At 50.0% G+C, this 14,014-nt stretch carries 18 protein-coding genes; 7 read left to right on the plus strand and 11 right to left on the minus strand.

What is annotated here, in order from left to right:
• Window positions 1-20: 20 nt before the first annotated feature.
• Genes ccmC through E2I14_RS06415 form a run of 4 tightly spaced genes read left to right on the plus strand, consistent with a single transcriptional unit; the run spans window position 21 to window position 1,974 of the window.
• A complete protein-coding gene (gene ccmC / locus E2I14_RS06400; protein ID WP_133326588.1) occupies window positions 21-809 on the plus strand; it encodes a heme ABC transporter permease CcmC in 789 nt (262 codons plus the stop codon).
• Window positions 806-997, plus strand: coding sequence for a heme exporter protein CcmD (gene ccmD / locus E2I14_RS06405; RefSeq protein ID WP_133326590.1), 192 nt, complete (start codon window positions 806-808; stop codon window positions 995-997). The genes ccmC and ccmD overlap by 4 nt, the downstream gene beginning before the upstream one ends.
• Window positions 997-1,449 carry a cytochrome c maturation protein CcmE gene (gene ccmE, locus E2I14_RS06410; protein ID WP_133326592.1) on the plus strand — a complete coding sequence of 151 codons (453 nt, stop codon included), beginning with the start codon at window positions 997-999 and terminating at the stop codon, window positions 1,447-1,449. Before ccmD ends, ccmE begins: the two co-directional genes overlap by 1 nt.
• A 12-nt stretch (window positions 1,450-1,461) precedes the next feature.
• Complete coding sequence (locus E2I14_RS06415) at window positions 1,462-1,974, plus strand: GNAT family N-acetyltransferase (RefSeq protein ID WP_133326594.1); 513 nt, start codon at window positions 1,462-1,464, stop codon at window positions 1,972-1,974.
• A gap of 44 nt (window positions 1,975-2,018) precedes the next feature.
• Here E2I14_RS06415 and E2I14_RS06420 read toward each other — a convergent pair whose 3' ends face one another.
• From E2I14_RS06420 to yjgA, 9 genes are all read right to left on the minus strand, one after another.
• Window positions 2,019-3,341, minus strand: coding sequence for a TAXI family TRAP transporter solute-binding subunit (locus E2I14_RS06420; protein ID WP_133326596.1), 1,323 nt, complete (start codon window positions 3,339-3,341; stop codon window positions 2,019-2,021).
• Window positions 3,342-3,551: 210 nt separating this feature from the next.
• Entirely contained in the window at window positions 3,552-4,100 is a 549-nt protein-coding gene (locus E2I14_RS06425) for a hypothetical protein (protein ID WP_133326597.1), read from the minus strand.
• Between the two features lie 194 nt (window positions 4,101-4,294).
• Window positions 4,295-4,582 (minus strand): hypothetical protein, encoded by a 288-nt coding sequence (locus E2I14_RS06430; protein WP_133326599.1) that lies wholly within the window; start codon window positions 4,580-4,582, stop codon window positions 4,295-4,297.
• Window positions 4,583-4,591: 9 nt separating this feature from the next.
• Window positions 4,592-5,371 (minus strand): HvfC/BufC N-terminal domain-containing protein, encoded by a 780-nt coding sequence (locus E2I14_RS06435; RefSeq protein WP_133326601.1) that lies wholly within the window; start codon window positions 5,369-5,371, stop codon window positions 4,592-4,594.
• On the minus strand, window positions 5,368-6,204 hold the full coding sequence (gene bufB, locus E2I14_RS06440) for an MNIO family bufferin maturase (RefSeq protein ID WP_133326603.1): 837 nt from the start codon (window positions 6,202-6,204) through the stop codon (window positions 5,368-5,370). Before bufB ends, E2I14_RS06435 begins: the two co-directional genes overlap by 4 nt.
• Before the next feature lie 62 nt (window positions 6,205-6,266).
• The gene (gene bufA2 / locus E2I14_RS06445; protein ID WP_133326605.1) at window positions 6,267-6,527 is read right to left on the minus strand and encodes a BufA2 family periplasmic bufferin-type metallophore; all 261 of its coding nucleotides are present in this window, start codon (window positions 6,525-6,527) and stop codon (window positions 6,267-6,269) included.
• A 248-nt stretch (window positions 6,528-6,775) separates the two neighbouring features.
• Complete coding sequence (locus E2I14_RS06450; RefSeq protein WP_133326607.1) at window positions 6,776-7,441, minus strand: alpha/beta hydrolase; 666 nt, start codon at window positions 7,439-7,441, stop codon at window positions 6,776-6,778.
• A 13-nt stretch (window positions 7,442-7,454) separates the two neighbouring features.
• Window positions 7,455-8,096, minus strand: a complete 642-nt coding sequence (gene mog / locus E2I14_RS06455) for a molybdopterin adenylyltransferase (RefSeq protein WP_133326609.1) — start codon at window positions 8,094-8,096, stop codon at window positions 7,455-7,457.
• Window positions 8,077-8,688 (minus strand): ribosome biogenesis factor YjgA, encoded by a 612-nt coding sequence (yjgA, locus tag E2I14_RS06460; protein ID WP_133326611.1) that lies wholly within the window; start codon window positions 8,686-8,688, stop codon window positions 8,077-8,079. The genes mog and yjgA overlap by 20 nt, the downstream gene beginning before the upstream one ends.
• A gap of 112 nt (window positions 8,689-8,800) precedes the next feature.
• Between yjgA and pmbA the strand changes: the two genes are divergently transcribed.
• From pmbA to pcp, 3 genes are all read left to right on the plus strand, one after another.
• A complete protein-coding gene (pmbA, locus tag E2I14_RS06465) occupies window positions 8,801-10,147 on the plus strand; it encodes a metalloprotease PmbA (protein WP_133326613.1) in 1,347 nt (448 codons plus the stop codon).
• A gap of 42 nt (window positions 10,148-10,189) precedes the next feature.
• Window positions 10,190-10,828, plus strand: a complete 639-nt coding sequence (locus E2I14_RS06470; RefSeq protein WP_133326615.1) for a glutathione S-transferase family protein — start codon at window positions 10,190-10,192, stop codon at window positions 10,826-10,828.
• Between the two features lie 104 nt (window positions 10,829-10,932).
• On the plus strand, window positions 10,933-11,589 hold the full coding sequence (gene pcp, locus E2I14_RS06475) for a pyroglutamyl-peptidase I (RefSeq protein WP_133326617.1): 657 nt from the start codon (window positions 10,933-10,935) through the stop codon (window positions 11,587-11,589).
• Here the strand turns inward: pcp and E2I14_RS06480 are convergent.
• Together E2I14_RS06480 and E2I14_RS06485 are read right to left on the minus strand one after the other, a co-directional pair.
• Window positions 11,586-12,725, minus strand: a complete 1,140-nt coding sequence (locus E2I14_RS06480; protein ID WP_133326619.1) for an acyl-CoA dehydrogenase family protein — start codon at window positions 12,723-12,725, stop codon at window positions 11,586-11,588. The genes pcp and E2I14_RS06480 overlap by 4 nt on opposite strands.
• A 17-nt stretch (window positions 12,726-12,742) precedes the next feature.
• The gene (locus E2I14_RS06485; RefSeq protein ID WP_133326621.1) at window positions 12,743-13,939 is read right to left on the minus strand and encodes an acyl-CoA dehydrogenase family protein; all 1,197 of its coding nucleotides are present in this window, start codon (window positions 13,937-13,939) and stop codon (window positions 12,743-12,745) included.
• Window positions 13,940-14,014: the final 75 nt, after the last annotated feature.

Genomic DNA, 14,014 nt, shown 5'->3' on the forward strand with positions numbered 1-14,014 from the left:
AAAAAAGTGGACAACTAGATATGGTTACAGAGACTTCTCCCAGCCCTAAATTAGCCCCAACCGTGGGCAGCAGAAATCGTTGGTTTGCTTATGCATCGCCGGCGGTTTTTTATCCGCTGGCTGGCAAGCTGATTCCTTGGTTTTTCGCGCTTGCGGCTTTGTTGACTTGCGTAGGTTTGTATATCGGTTTCTTCATTGCGCCGACCGATTTTCAGCAGGGTGACTCGTATCGGATTATCTTTTTACACGTGCCGGCGGCGTGGATGTCGATGGTGATTTATTTGGCGATGGCGTTTTGGGCGGTGATCGGATTAGTGTTTAATACGCGGCTCTCGTCGATGATGGCGAGCGCTTTGGCACCGACTGGCACGATGTTTACCTTTTTGGCCTTATGGACGGGTTCGCTCTGGGGCAAGCCAACTTGGGGAACGTGGTGGGTGTGGGATGCGCGCTTGACCTCGTATTTGATTTTATTATTTTTGTATATTGGCTTTATCAGCCTGCAAGCCGCGCTGGACGATGCGCGTCGCGCGGATAAAGCGGGCGCGGTGTTGGCTTTGGTGGGCGTGGTGAATATCCCGATCATTTATTTTTCGGTTCAATGGTGGAATACCTTGCACCAAGGTTCATCGATTAGCTTCACCGCTGCACCAACGATGGTGGCGACGATGTTATGGGGCATGTTGATTATGGCGCTGGCGTTTTGGGCCTATAGCATTGCCGCAGCATTGACGCGGGTGCGTTGTATTATTTTGGAACGAGAAAAGCGCTCGGACTGGGTGCGCGAACTGGTGGAGAAACAATCATGATTTGGGCAAGCTGGGCAGATTTTTTTGCGATGGGCGGTTACGCATTTTATGTTTGGGGTTCCGTTCTAATGGTGACTCTCTGCGTCGTGCTTGAACTGGTCGCGCTGCGCTTACGCAGTAAAAATGCGCTGCGTCTAGCCAAAGCAGTAAATAAATCATCCAAACCTAATCAATCGGAATCGAGCTAATGAAACCTAGACATAAACGCTTATTGTTGATCTTGGCCGGACTAGCCGCGCTAGGTGTGGCTGCAGCCCTGGTGTTATCCGCCTTCAAACAAAATCTAGTGTTCTTCTACACGCCGACGCAAGTATTAGCAGGCGAGGCACCGCATGGGCGCAGTTTTCGATTAGGTGGAATGGTGGTCGCTGGAAGTCTAGTGCGCCAAGCGGATGGCGTGACGGTCCATTTTTTGGTAACTGATTTATCAAAAACGATTCCCGTGAATTATCGTGGGATTTTGCCTGACTTGTTTAAAGAAGGAAAAGGCGTAGTCGCTCAAGGTAAATTGGATGGCGCGTCCAACTTCACCGCGGACGAAGTCTTAGCCAAGCACGATGAAAACTACATGCCACCGGAAGCTGCTTACGCGCTGAAAAAGGGCCAAGAAGCCAATAAGCTCAATAACGCGCCGAAATAAATTGATTTCAATATGCGTTTAATTCGACCAGCCGTCCTCGCTGACGCCAAGCAACTCGCGCAACTTCAAGAGCGCACTTTCCGTGACATGTTTGAGGCCACGAATACCGCCGAAGACATGACCGAGCATTGTGCTAAATCGTATGGCGAAGCGCTTCAGCAGCGCGAAATTCTCAATCCCTTAGTAACGACCTTGATTTGTTTCGAGGGCGAGGCGCAGATCGGATTTGTCCAACTGCGTCAAGGCGAAATTCCAAGCTGCGTTCCAGCAAAACGCGCCCTAGAAATCCAACGTTTGTACGTCGATAAAGCATGGCATGGGAAAGGCGTGGCGCAAGAATTAATGCAGCAAGCCATTGAGTTGGCTCAGCAATCGAAGGCCGAGCAACTCTGGTTAGGCGTTTGGGAACACAACCCGCGCGCGATCAGTTTTTATGCCAAGTTTGGTTTTGTTGAAGTGGGCGAACATATTTTTATGGTCGGCTCTGATGCGCAGCGGGATTTGATCGTTTCGCGTCCTGTATAAAAAAATGCCAAGGCGCAGTGCTCAGCATTTTCTCAACGTCCTGCTTAATTAGTATGTGGTTTTTGTATCCGCCGCCGCACAAAATCAATATGCTCCTTTAGTACATACGTGTGTTCTGAAAACGTCAGTGGCAATTTCGCCTGCTGTACTTTTTCTTCGATGTGATCGAGTTGTTTAATCATCGTCGGGATTTCAGAATCGGTCGGTTTTTCACGCAAGCGCGTTTCTAAAAAACTTAACTCGCCATACCAACGATAGATGCGCCGACGTATCCGCCAGTTATAAATCTGCGGAATAGCGCGCACCAATGGCACCAGCACCGCCAGCAAAGGAATAAGAACCAACGCAGCGCGATCAATTAAGGTAGCGAGCCAAAACGGCAGATAGCGCTGCAGCAGCGGTGGCCCCGATTTGTAGTAATGCTCGGCATCTTTGCTGAGTTCTAAATCGACGTCTTTGCTGGACGGGAATTCATTGGCCGAATGCAGCAAGCCGGCTTCCGAATGGGTTTCGTGCATGGCTTTCATCAGAAGTGAAACCAAGGCAGGGTGCACTGAATCGCGCACAGCTAAAGTAGTGGTGGTCGCCAGCAAGGTGATGTCTTGTGCCGGCAAATTGTGCGCGATATTGATTAAACCGTGCGGCACATGTAATTCATGCAGATACGGAAAGTGCCTAACGATGGCGCCCGCTTGATCAAGATTAAGTATCCGCACTTGGGCATCGGCGGCTAATTGCTGCACGATCGGTGAATCCGGTTCACCAATAAAAAATACAGCATCGATTTTGCCCGCCAACAGTTGCGCCGCCGCCTCATCCCGACCAACCGCCTGTAGCTTGCTGTTCTCGCCGTTGACGCCACTAGCTTCTAATAATCGCAGCGCCAACAATTTCGTCCCCGAACCTTCGCGTCCAATGGCGATACGTTTACCGCTGAGTTCAGAGAACTTGGTTACCGCTTGCTTTGCGCGATAAAACACCCAAAGCGGCTCATACGATACGCTGCCCAAGGACAGTGGTTCAACTTCGGTATCGCTGCTCGGCTCATTCAAGCCGTCTTGTAAGAATCCCAAATCAACGTCCGAATTCGGGTCGCGCAAACTTTGGTGGTTATCTAGCGCGCCATTCGATTGGCGAATCACCAGCTCAATCCCATCCTCGGCCAAAATTTCTTTATAGCTTTTAGCAAAATCTTGATAAGAGCTGTCTTCCACGCCGGTCATGATGACTAAACGATGCGGCGGCGCAGGATCAATAAAATGATAGGCAGCCCAAACAGCACAGAGCGCTAACAGAAAGAGTGGCACGAGCGACCAAACGGCATCTTTGAACATGCTGCGGCCGAAGCGGAAGGGTGGTTTTTGCATGGTTTCCCTGAGGTGGAATTAGTTATTCTTTGAATATTGGCGCAGTCGATCGATTTCGCGCAGACTCGTGTGAGCGAATCGGGGGGATTTCTCCCTTGATGAATGAGCAATGTTGATCGCTGAATTATACCGAGGGAGGTTGGGATTTAATGCTTTTAAGTAATATTTTTTGTGAAATTGCCGACAATTTAGCGCTTTGAATTGAGCCCTTTATACGCCTGGCTTGCCCTTACTAGACCAAACCACCGACAAAATTTTCCAGTTGCCTTCACCAACCTTCATCAACTGCCAAACTTCCACGCCGTGATTCAGCACCACGCCACCTTCGATAAATTCAAAATCCGACATCACCCAAGCGAGGTTGTCGTCTTGGGTAACTTTGACGTTATAAAACTTTTCTTCCAGCGTTGATTTTTCATTTTTAATTAAGTCTGCAAATCTCTCATAGCCGCCCGATGTGACGCCGTCAAAAGTCGTATCGGTTTGTGCTTGCTTGATTTTGATGTCTTCCTCGGGCCAAGGCGAGACGAAGAGAATTTTGGAATTTAACACCAAGGTGGAAAGTAGCTTAGGATTTTTTGTTTTGATCGCAACACCAAAGTTTTCAACCAACTTGTTGATCGCCGCCACATCTTCGGGCGTGGTTTTGTGCTGGTCCAAATAGGCGGGAGTTGCAGCTTGGGCGGCTGCGGTAAGACAGGCGCTGCTGATTAATAAGGTGGTCAACAGTTTGTTGAGTTGCGCGCGGAACTGGGTCATTGAGTTCTCCAAATAGGATTGGGATTGGTGCGTCTAAGCGTGAATAAGATCGAATTCATTCATCGCGCATTAAAGCGGGCTGATCGTCGAATCGAGTTTGCAAACTATGCTTTTGTGCAACATTATTTGCAAGCGATTTTTGTGGCTTCATCGCAATCAGCTTGAAGCACGGTAAAGCGGAGCAGGGATTGGAATTAACGGTGATGTGCGGCGCGTTCGACCAAAGCGTGTTCGCACAGTTTGAAACCGAGGTAGGCCAAGACGGCGAATAGAGCGTTGAACAATAAGCCTATCAGTTGCAGCAAACCGCCATCCCAGAGCGCCATCACGCCATATTCCAGCAAATAGTTGGCGTTAGCGGAGAAGTATTTGACTAAATCCAGTGATAGCACGCCGAATACGATGAATAGCGTAACCATCAAAAAATAAGTGGCGATAAAGTGCCGAACTAGCCAATCAAATAAATCGGTGCGGGAGCTCATCGCTATTCCTTAGTGGTCGGAGTTCATGCCCGCGACCAGCCCGGCTTCAACCCAAATGCGCAGGTAAGAAGCGACTTCGTTCGCTCCGGTATCGGCTTGAGCCGCGACATCGCACAATTCGGTAAAGCTCGCCCCAGCAATCGTGGCACCGAGGAGTTGCGCTTCTATGTCAGCGACCGAGCGCCAGTGATTGGTTTCTTGATCGCGCCAGATCAGTAAGTGATGGGTGAGTTGTTCGGGTGCGGCGGTTTCGTTGTTTGCGTCCGCGCTCAGTGCAGTCCAAATTGGTTCGACATTCCATTCCATGGCCAGCAAACGCAAACTGGGATGCAATGTTAATGTCAAGGTCGCCCAATCTTGTGGGGTTAATTGCATGAAATCGCTGACTTGCAGTGTGGCTGCATCCTCGGCATCAAACGCGGTGCTAAGCGCCCATTCCATGCGGATTAAATCGTGTAAAGCCGGATGGGGAACTGAGCTTGGTTCATCACGCACGAATTGAGCTAGATTCTCTCCAAACCAGCGAATTGAGGCTTTCTTTGACGGATATCGACGCAGAAAATTCGCCGCAAGTTGCGCAAAACCCTCGTCACCCAACACGCTGGCAAGCACGGGATAATTTTCCTTTAAGGCTTCGCCCAAGCGGATTTGGTAAGCATTGCTATACACCTGAAAACGAGCAGATTGACCTTGCGGCGTGGCGCGCAACAATCCGGCGGGCGCTTCAAACGAGTAGGCTCGGATGGCGTCGGCAAATTGCTGCTGTTGTTGCGCTAGTAGGCTGCTCATGATGCTTTTCTGGTGAGATGCAAAGCGGTGTCGGCGTGGTATTTCACGGTGTCTAATTCGGTCAATAATTCGGCCAGCGGCGGGATATTGTCGTCGCGCTCAATCATGGTCGGAATCCAGCCGTGGCGCTGCAAGGTGTATTGGTATAGCTCGAAAACAGGCGCGCCGACAGGATGATCGTGCGTGTCAATAATGTAGTCGCCATGATCTTCGTGACCGGCTAAATGAATTTGTTTGATGCGGTTGGATGGAATTGCATCGATGTACGCACGTGCATCGAAGCCATGATTGACCGCGCTGACGTACACATTGTTGACGTCTAATAGCAAGCCGCAATCGGTGCGCTTAATCAGCTGCGCGACGAATTCGGCTTCACTCATTTCATCGGCATGAAAGGCGACATAGGTGGAGGCATTTTCAAGAACGATTTGCTGACCTAAGAAATCTTGCACTTGCGTCACCCGCTCGACCAAATGCGCCAATGCCGCTTCGGTGTAAGGCATGGGCAATAAGTCATGCAGATTGGCATGATCGACACCGGTCCAGCAAATATGGTCCGAAACCCAGCCAGGTTGTACGCGCTGGATGAGTGCTTTCAGCTCGCGCAAATAATCTCTATTCAACGGATCGCAGCCACCAATCGACAACGAGACACCATGCATCACCATCGGGTAATCGCGTCGGATCGAATCTAGAAACTGCAGCGCACGGCCACCGGGAACTAGGTAGTTTTCAGAAATGATTTCCAGCCAATCAACCGGAGGTTTTTGTTCAAGAAAATCATGGTAATGCGCAGGGCGTAAGCCCAGACCGAAGCCGTCAATTTTTGTCATGATAGAGAGAGGTAAAGTTGGTGCCAGATCAGCATCCGGCACCCAGTCCACAAACACTTACATTACATAACGATCTTGCCACCAGCAGCTTTGCAGGCGCTTTCTGACGATTGGCTAACCCAACCTTGTCCTTTACAGGCATTTTGACCTTTGCATGCATTGGTCGCTGATTTGCATTCTGACGTGCCTTTGCAGCTATTGATGCCTGCACAATGCACAGCAGCAGGCGCGTCAGCAGCTTGAGCGACGGACACGTTAGCGCCAAAAGCGAAGAATGCAGCGGCGGCGGATGCGATAGCGATGCTTGATTTAATTGTGCTCATTTGTGACTCCTAAGAAGTGGTAAGGGATTACTGACATGACCAGTTACTTTCAATAAGTGAACTTGGTAAGCAGTAGTCGGCCCAGCGAATTAATCCTTACAAACTTTTTTTAAAAAAATTTAGGAGGGTTGAAATGAGCGGTTTTTGAGGGAAGTTAATTAAATAATTAACATCGGAAATCAGGGGATGTAAAGGCGAGAGTGGCGCGATAACGTCACGGTTTATCGCGCCTTGTGGGGGGGCTGAAACTATGCGAGAACCGCTCTAAACCACTTACCAATATCAGCGATTTCTTCCAAATTAACGGAATGCTGCATTGCGTATTCATGCCATTCGATGTTGTAACCTAGGCTAGCGAGCCAATCGCGCGATTGTTCGGCGCGTTGAATTTGCACTACCGGATCTTGGCGGCCGTGCGCCATGAAGATTGGGACGTTTTGGTTAGCTGGATTGCGTTCTTCGGCAGTTTTGGCGGCTAGCGGCAGGTAGCCGGACAAACATAATAATCCAGCTAGCGGCGTGCTTTGGCGCAAACCGGTTTGCAGCGTCATGGCGCAGCCTTGAGAGAAACCGGCCAGAATAATTTTTTGCGCGCCACGGTTTTGTTCAATCTTAATTAACTCTTCAATCGCTGCTTGCGACGAGCGCAAACCTACTTCGTCTTCGCGATTGAGCAAATCTGCACTGCGAATATCGTACCAAGCTGGCATCACGTAGCCGCCATTGACGGTGACGGGAATATGCGGCGCGTTCGGGAAGACAAAGCGGATTGCTGGGCAGCCGCGCAAATCCAGTTCGTTCACGATAGGGACAAAATCGTTGCCGTCGGCACCCAGTCCGTGCATCCAAATGACGGATGCTGTTGGATTTGGTGAGGTTTCAATTTGTATTGTGGTGAGCTTGGAAGTGGTCATGGCGAATGCGAAGTTAGGTTGTTTTTTTAAGCGCCGATTTAGGTCGGAATGCTTTGCAGATGCTTGGGTCGGTTTCGATATATGGGCCGCCGATCAGATCGATGCAATAGGGAATTGCCGCGAAAATACCGGGCACCACGCTATTGCCGGCCTCGTCGCGCAATCCTTCTAAAGTCTCTTTAATCGATTTTGGCTGACCGGGCAAATTTAAAATCAACGCTGCGTGATCGGTCGTTTCACGAATCACCGCGACTTGGCGTGAGAGAATCGCGGTTGGCACAAAGCGCAAACTGATTTGACGCATTTGCTCGCCAAAACCTGGCATTTCTTTGGTGGCGACAGCAAGGGTTGCTTCGGGTGTGACATCGCGCCGCGAGGGGCCCGTGCCGCCGGTGGTCAGCACCAAATGGCAATGCAAGTTATCGACTAAATTAATGAGCGTTTGCTCGATTTGCATGCGCTCATCGGGAATCAAACGGGTAATGATTTCGTGCGGGCTTTGCAGGCAATCGCTTAGCCATTCGTTTAACGCGGGGATGCCTAAATCTTGATAAGTGCCCGAAGAAGCGCGGTCAGAGATGGAAACCAAACCGATGCGCAAGGTGTGCGCTTGTTCGGCGCGCAATTGAGTTGGATCAGTAATCGTCTGACTCATCCTCGCCCTCGTACTCTTCGTCGTCATCGGCTGCATTGGCTGCTTTTCTGCTATCGGCGTGCAGTTGCTTGAGAATTTGGAAAATCTCGCGATATGCTTTCGGCGGTTTGTTTTCTGCTTGCTCTTTACGTGCGTTGCGAATCAAAGTGCGTAAATGCTGGGCGTCGAGTTCGGGATACTGCTCTAATAATTCGGTCAAGGCTTTATCGTCGGCAAGCAGCTTATCGCGTTTTTTCTCGAACGAATGCATGGTGGCCGTTTCGGCCTTAGACGCGCCGCGCCAGCTATCAATTGTGCGTTGAATGGTGGCGACTTCTTCGGGTTCTAACGAACGCATTTTTTTACCAACATATTGCAATTGGCGGCGACGGCCTTCGTGGTCTTTAATCAATTGGCATTCTAAAATCGCATCGCGAACATCGTCCGGCATCGGCACACGTTTGACGCGGTCGCGCGGTTGGTCGATTAGTTCTTGTCCCAGTTTTTGCAGCGCGGTCATTTCGCGCTTTAGTTGCGATTTGGATGGGCGTTCGTATTCTTGCTCGAATTCAGTGGACTGGAATCCACAAGAGCCTCGGTTTGGATTTGGCATAGTTTTAGTGACTTTTAGGCGGAACAGGCTGCCTATATGGGTGTGAATCAAAACGAATCTTGAAACTAGAAGGCTGCTATCATACTCTTTTTAACCTCGTCCCTAAAGACCTATGAGCGCATTTACCTACAGTCAAGACCAATTAAAGCAATTAGCACAAGATGTTTTACGATTCGCTCGTGACAAAGGTGCAACAGATGCGGCGGTTGAGATTAGTGAGGGCGCAGGATTATCCGTTGGTGTCCGCCGTGGCAAAATTGAAACTATTGAGCAAAACAAGGATAAAGGCATCGGCGTTACTGTATTTATAGGACAGCAGCGCGGTAATGCAAGTACCTCTGATTTTTCCGCCGACGCACTCAAAGCGACCGTCGATGCCGCCTACAACATTGCCCGCTTCACCGCTGCCGACGACTGCGCTGGTTTGCCCGACGCCGATATGTTGAAAAAAAATCCACAAGAATTAAAGCTGTTCCACCCCTGGAAAATCAATACCGAAGAAGCGATCCATCTTGCAAAACGCGCGGAAGCGGCTGCCTTTGAAGTCGATCCGCGCATCAAAAACAGCGAAGGCGCGGGCGTGTACGCGAATCAATCGCAATTCGTCGCCGCGAACTCGATTGGATTTATGGGCGGTTATGCTTTTTCTCGCCACACGATTTCAGTCGCGCCGATTGCAGGCAGCGGTAAAAACATGCAGCGCGATTACTGGTATTCATCTTCCCGCAATCCGAAAAAATTAGCCCAGCCGGAAGCCATCGGCCATTACGCTGCAGAACGCGCTTTATCGCGTATGCATGCGCGTAAATTGGATACTCGCAAATGCCCAGTTTTGTTCGAAGCGCCGTTAGCGGTTGGCTTGGTCGGCGCGTTGGTGCAAGCCGTCTCGGGCGGCGCGTTGTACCGTAAATCGACCTTTATGCTCGACAGCTTAGGCAAATCGATTTTCCCTGCACATATTCAATTGATCGAAGATCCGCATATTTTGGGCGCTGCCGGTTCGTCACCGTTTGATGGCGAAGGCGTGAAAACCCAAAAACGTGCTGTCGTCAAAGACGGTGTGTTGCAAGGTTATTTTTTATCAACCTATTCGGCCCGCAAACTGGGGATGCAAACGACCGGTAATTCGGGCGGCTCACACAATTTGCAGTTCACATCCGACCTCACCAAAGCGCGCGACAACTTTGCGGCGATGCTCAAAAAAATGGGTACCGGTTTGTTAGTCACTGAATTAATGGGGCAGGGCGTCAATTACATGACCGGCGACTACTCGCGCGGCGCTTCGGGCTTTTGGGTAGAAAACGGCGTGATTCAATACCCAGTTGAAGAAATCACCATCGCCGGAAATTTAGCCGACATGTTCCAGCAAATCGTGGCAGTTGGTGCCGACACGATGACACGCGGCACCAAGCAAACCGGTTCGATTTTGATTGAAAGCATGACCGTCGCTGGGAATTAAGCGCTGTACTAAAACATATAGAAAAATCGGAGATTGCAGTCGATGTACTCACTTTATTATTGCCCCGCCACTGCCAGCATGGTGGTGCATCAAGCACTATTAGAAATCGGCGCGCCGCATGAATTGAAATTGGTCGATTTTGACAGCGACGTGCAACATAGCGCCGAGTATTTAAAACTCAATCCGCAAGGCGTGGTGCCTACTTTAATCATTGATGGCAAGCCGATGCGCGAATCGGCGGCGATTTTGATGGCACTGGCCGATCGTCATCCCGAAGCAGGTTTAGCGCCTGCCATCGGTTCGCCCGAGCGCGATTCCTGGTATCAGTGGATAGTATTTCTGAGTAATTCGCTGGCCGCGACTTACCGCTTCTGGTTTTATCCGTCCGACTTAGGGTTGACCGAACACACGCCAGAATCGCGTGCGCCGTTGCAAAAGAAAATCGAAGGGATTTGGACAATACTCGACACCCATCTCGCCGCGCACGGCCCGTATCTCTTGGGTGAACAATTCAGCGCCGCAGATTTGCTACTCATCATGCACATGCGCTGGTCACGCAATATGCCGCGCACCGCGTTGGAATGGCCCGCGTTGAGCAGGTTCGCTGACTTAATGCGCGCCCGCCCTAGCTGGAAAGAAGTCTATCAACGCGAAGGTATTACCGATTGGACTGGTTGGTAGTGCTTGTCGGTTAAGATAATGAGGATTGACCTATTGCTAGCTATTGAAGGTACTGGCAAAAGAATGTCTTCAACTAGATTTTCGGCGGTAAAAATCAAATTTTTATGAAAAAAATATTACTCACCGGTTTCGAGCCGTTCAATCAAGATTCGATTAATCCATCCTGGGAAGCCGTTAAATTGCTCGATGGATTAAACACGCATTTATTCCATGTACGCAGTATCGAATTGCCCTGTGTGTTTGGGCAGTCGGTGCAACAACTTAGCAAAGCAATTGCGTTGACTCAGCCTGATATTGTGATCGCGGTGGGATTGGCGGCGGGGCGCAGTGAGATTTCGGTTGAACGAGTGGCGATCAATATTGATGATGCGCGGATTCCGGATAATGCGAACAATCAACCGATAGATATTCCGGTCGTGGCCGACGCACCGGCAGCCTATTTTTCAACGTTGCCGATCAAGGCAATCGTGCAAAAAATCCGTCAAGAAGGAATCCCGGCTGGAGTTTCTCAATCGGCTGGCAGTTTTGTGTGTAATCATGTGTTTTACGGCTTGATGCATCATGTTGCGCAGCATTCACCTAATTTGCGGGCAGGCTTTATTCATGTGCCCGCAATCCCGCAGCAAGTGGCCAAAGGCGGTAGTAACGCCAATCAGCCTAGCATGTCCCTAACCGATATCGTGCGCGGCTTGCGCATTGCCTTGGCAGTTTGCTGCACGCAGCAGCACGATATTGTGGTCGCTGGAGGCCAGACTTCTTAAGCGGCTTTGGCAAAGTCTGGTAAGGCAATAAACCGCGCCAAATGGTGATCGACATCGCCCAGCGTTAAATCAATGGTGGTTAAACGTTTGAAATAATGCGCCGCTGCCAGTTCGTTGGTCACGCCCATCCCACCGTGCAATTGCACCGCTTGTTGCCCGATAAATTTACCGGCTTGTCCAACCTTAACCTTGGCTGCTGAGACTGCTTTGCGTCGCTCTTGTGCGTCGCTTGCGTGTGCTTTGGAAGCGGCTAAGGTGGTCAGCGATTTGGCTTGCTCTAGCTCGATCAACATATCGGCCATGCGATGTTGCAGGACTTGGAACTTGCCAATTGGCGTGCCGAATTGTTGCCGCGTTTTGAGGTATTCCAGCGTAGCTGCGATTAAGGCTTCCATGCAGCCCACTGCCTCGGCACACAATAACGTCACACCGTAGTCAGAGACTGCGTCTAATAGCTCCCACGCCGTTCCCATTTCACCAATGATGCTGCCGGTGCTTAATTGAACGTTTTTAAATTCAATATCAGAAGCTTGCAGACCATCTAAGGTGCGGTAGTTTTTGATCGTTACACCAGCCAAGCTTGGATCGACTAATAGCAAACTAATACCATCCGCAGCGCGGCTTGCCGCATTGCTGCGCGCGGAGACGATGAGTAATTGCGCTTGAGCGCCATGCAGTACCGTTGTCTTGTTGCCGTTTAAAACAAAACCGCTAGCGTTCGCGGTCACGCTGGTGGTGATGTTGTTTAACTCGTAGCGGGATTGTTTTTCATTCAGTGCGCAAGCGAGTTTAATTTCTCCGCTGGCGACTTGTTCCAATACGTCTGCATGGCTGTGCGATGCTGCCAAAAACTCTGCGCCAAACATAGTGGCGAAATACGGCTCGACGCATAAACTGCGTCCAATTTCTTGCATCACGCCCATCATATCGACTGCGCTTCCCGCGAAGCCGCCTTGTTCTTCGGGAACCGGCAGGGCAGTCATGCCGAGCTCGGCCATCGCATTCCACGCTTTGTTGGAAACGCCGGTGTCGGAATAAATAATCTGTTTACGCGATTCGAAATCGTAGTTGCTCTCTGCCCAGCGGCGTATCGAATCGGTAAATTGTTGCTGCTCTTGGCTGTATTCAAAGTCCATCGTCATCTCCGTAATTTTTATAAACCCAACATCATTTGCGCGATGATGTTTTTTTGAATCTCATTGGAACCGCCGTAAATCGAAGTTTTACGGAAATTAAAATAAGTCCCTGCTAACGGTGCCGCATCGTCGCCCGCGGAAATACTGTGCGCCTGTTTTCCGCTTAAATAAGCTGGATCAAATGGCAAGCCCGCGGGGCCGGCGGCTTCTAACATTAACTCAGTTAATTTTTGTTGGATTTCGGTGCCTTTGATTTTTAATATCGACGCTTCCGGTCCGGGACCTTTTTGTTTGCCTTCGGTGGAGACAACTTTTAATAGTGTCACTTCCAACGCCATCAAATCAATTTCTAGGTTGGCGACCTTGGCGGCGAAGTGCGGATCGGCCAAGATAGGTGCGTCATTTTTTTGTTGAGCTAAGGCGAATTTTTTTAAAAAATTCAATTCACGCTTGCTGCTGCCGATGTCCGCAATGCCGGTGCGTTCATGTCCCAGTAAATATTTGGCGTAGGTCCAACCCATGTTTTCTTCGCCAATTAAATTGGCGACGGGGACTTTGACGTTATCGAAAAACACTTCATTGACTTCGTGTTCTTCGTCCAACATGATGATGGGGCGCACGGTAATACCGGGCGTTTTCATATCGATCAGCAAAAATGAAATCCCGGCTTGCTTACGCGCCGTTGGGTCGGTGCGTACCAAGCAAAAAATCGTGTCGGCATGTTGCGCTAAAGTGGTCCAGGTCTTTTGGCCATTGACTACATAGTAGTCACCGTCGCGTTCGGCGCGGGTTTTTAATGAAGCCAAATCGGAACCCGAACCAGGCTCGGAATAACCTTGGCACCACCAATCTTCGCCGCTCAAAATACGCGGCAAATAATAATCTTGTTGCGCTTTATTGCCGAACTTCATAATCACTGGCGCGACCATAGAAACGCCAAACGGCAAGATGCGCGGTGATCCTGCCAAGCCAGATTCTTCGTTCCAAATATGCCGTTGCACCGGCGTCCAACCGGTTCCGCCAAATTCCACCGGCCATGCATTACCGACCCAGCCTTGTTTGGCCAAAATTTTGTGCCAGCGCAGGTGATCGTCTTTTTCTAACCTCAAATGATTGAGGACTTTGTGTTGAATATCGGCGGGTAAATTTTGCGTAAGAAATTGCCGCACTTCGGCGCGGAATTGTTCGTCTTGCGGGCTGTAGTTGAGGTCCATGTTGTCTCCGTGGGGGATTTAAGCCAGTATGAAATTAGATAAAAGCACGACCGTGCGAATTTTTTCGATTATTGT

Source organism: Sapientia aquatica, from assembly GCF_004358105.1.
GTDB classification, from domain to species: domain Bacteria; phylum Pseudomonadota; class Gammaproteobacteria; order Burkholderiales; family Burkholderiaceae_D; genus Solimicrobium; species Solimicrobium aquaticum.

Bases quoted from the DNA above. Each gene is read 5' to 3' on its own strand.
- ccmD (WP_133326590.1), top strand. From the start codon at position 806: ATGATTTGGGCAAGCTGGGCAGATTTTTTTGCGATGGGCGGTTACGCA.
- E2I14_RS06470 (WP_133326615.1), top strand. From the start codon at position 10,190: ATGTACTCACTTTATTATTGCCCCGCCACTGCCAGCATGGTGGTGCAT.
- ccmC (WP_133326588.1), top strand. From the start codon at position 21: ATGGTTACAGAGACTTCTCCCAGCCCTAAATTAGCCCCAACCGTGGGC.
- E2I14_RS06415 (WP_133326594.1), top strand. From the start codon at position 1,462: ATGCGTTTAATTCGACCAGCCGTCCTCGCTGACGCCAAGCAACTCGCG.
- E2I14_RS06420 (WP_133326596.1), bottom strand. From the start codon at position 3,341: ATGCAAAAACCACCCTTCCGCTTCGGCCGCAGCATGTTCAAAGATGCC.
- pcp (WP_133326617.1), top strand. From the start codon at position 10,933: ATGAAAAAAATATTACTCACCGGTTTCGAGCCGTTCAATCAAGATTCG.
- yjgA (WP_133326611.1), bottom strand. From the start codon at position 8,688: ATGCCAAATCCAAACCGAGGCTCTTGTGGATTCCAGTCCACTGAATTC.
- bufA2 (WP_133326605.1), bottom strand. From the start codon at position 6,527: ATGAGCACAATTAAATCAAGCATCGCTATCGCATCCGCCGCCGCTGCA.
- ccmE (WP_133326592.1), top strand. From the start codon at position 997: ATGAAACCTAGACATAAACGCTTATTGTTGATCTTGGCCGGACTAGCC.
- E2I14_RS06425 (WP_133326597.1), bottom strand. From the start codon at position 4,100: ATGACCCAGTTCCGCGCGCAACTCAACAAACTGTTGACCACCTTATTA.
- E2I14_RS06435 (WP_133326601.1), bottom strand. From the start codon at position 5,371: ATGAGCAGCCTACTAGCGCAACAACAGCAGCAATTTGCCGACGCCATC.
- E2I14_RS06430 (WP_133326599.1), bottom strand. From the start codon at position 4,582: ATGAGCTCCCGCACCGATTTATTTGATTGGCTAGTTCGGCACTTTATC.
- E2I14_RS06485 (WP_133326621.1), bottom strand. From the start codon at position 13,939: ATGGACCTCAACTACAGCCCGCAAGACGAACAATTCCGCGCCGAAGTG.
- bufB (WP_133326603.1), bottom strand. From the start codon at position 6,204: ATGACAAAAATTGACGGCTTCGGTCTGGGCTTACGCCCTGCGCATTAC.
- E2I14_RS06450 (WP_133326607.1), bottom strand. From the start codon at position 7,441: ATGACCACTTCCAAGCTCACCACAATACAAATTGAAACCTCACCAAAT.
- E2I14_RS06480 (WP_133326619.1), bottom strand. From the start codon at position 12,725: ATGGACTTTGAATACAGCCAAGAGCAGCAACAATTTACCGATTCGATA.
- mog (WP_133326609.1), bottom strand. From the start codon at position 8,096: ATGAGTCAGACGATTACTGATCCAACTCAATTGCGCGCCGAACAAGCG.
- pmbA (WP_133326613.1), top strand. From the start codon at position 8,801: ATGAGCGCATTTACCTACAGTCAAGACCAATTAAAGCAATTAGCACAA.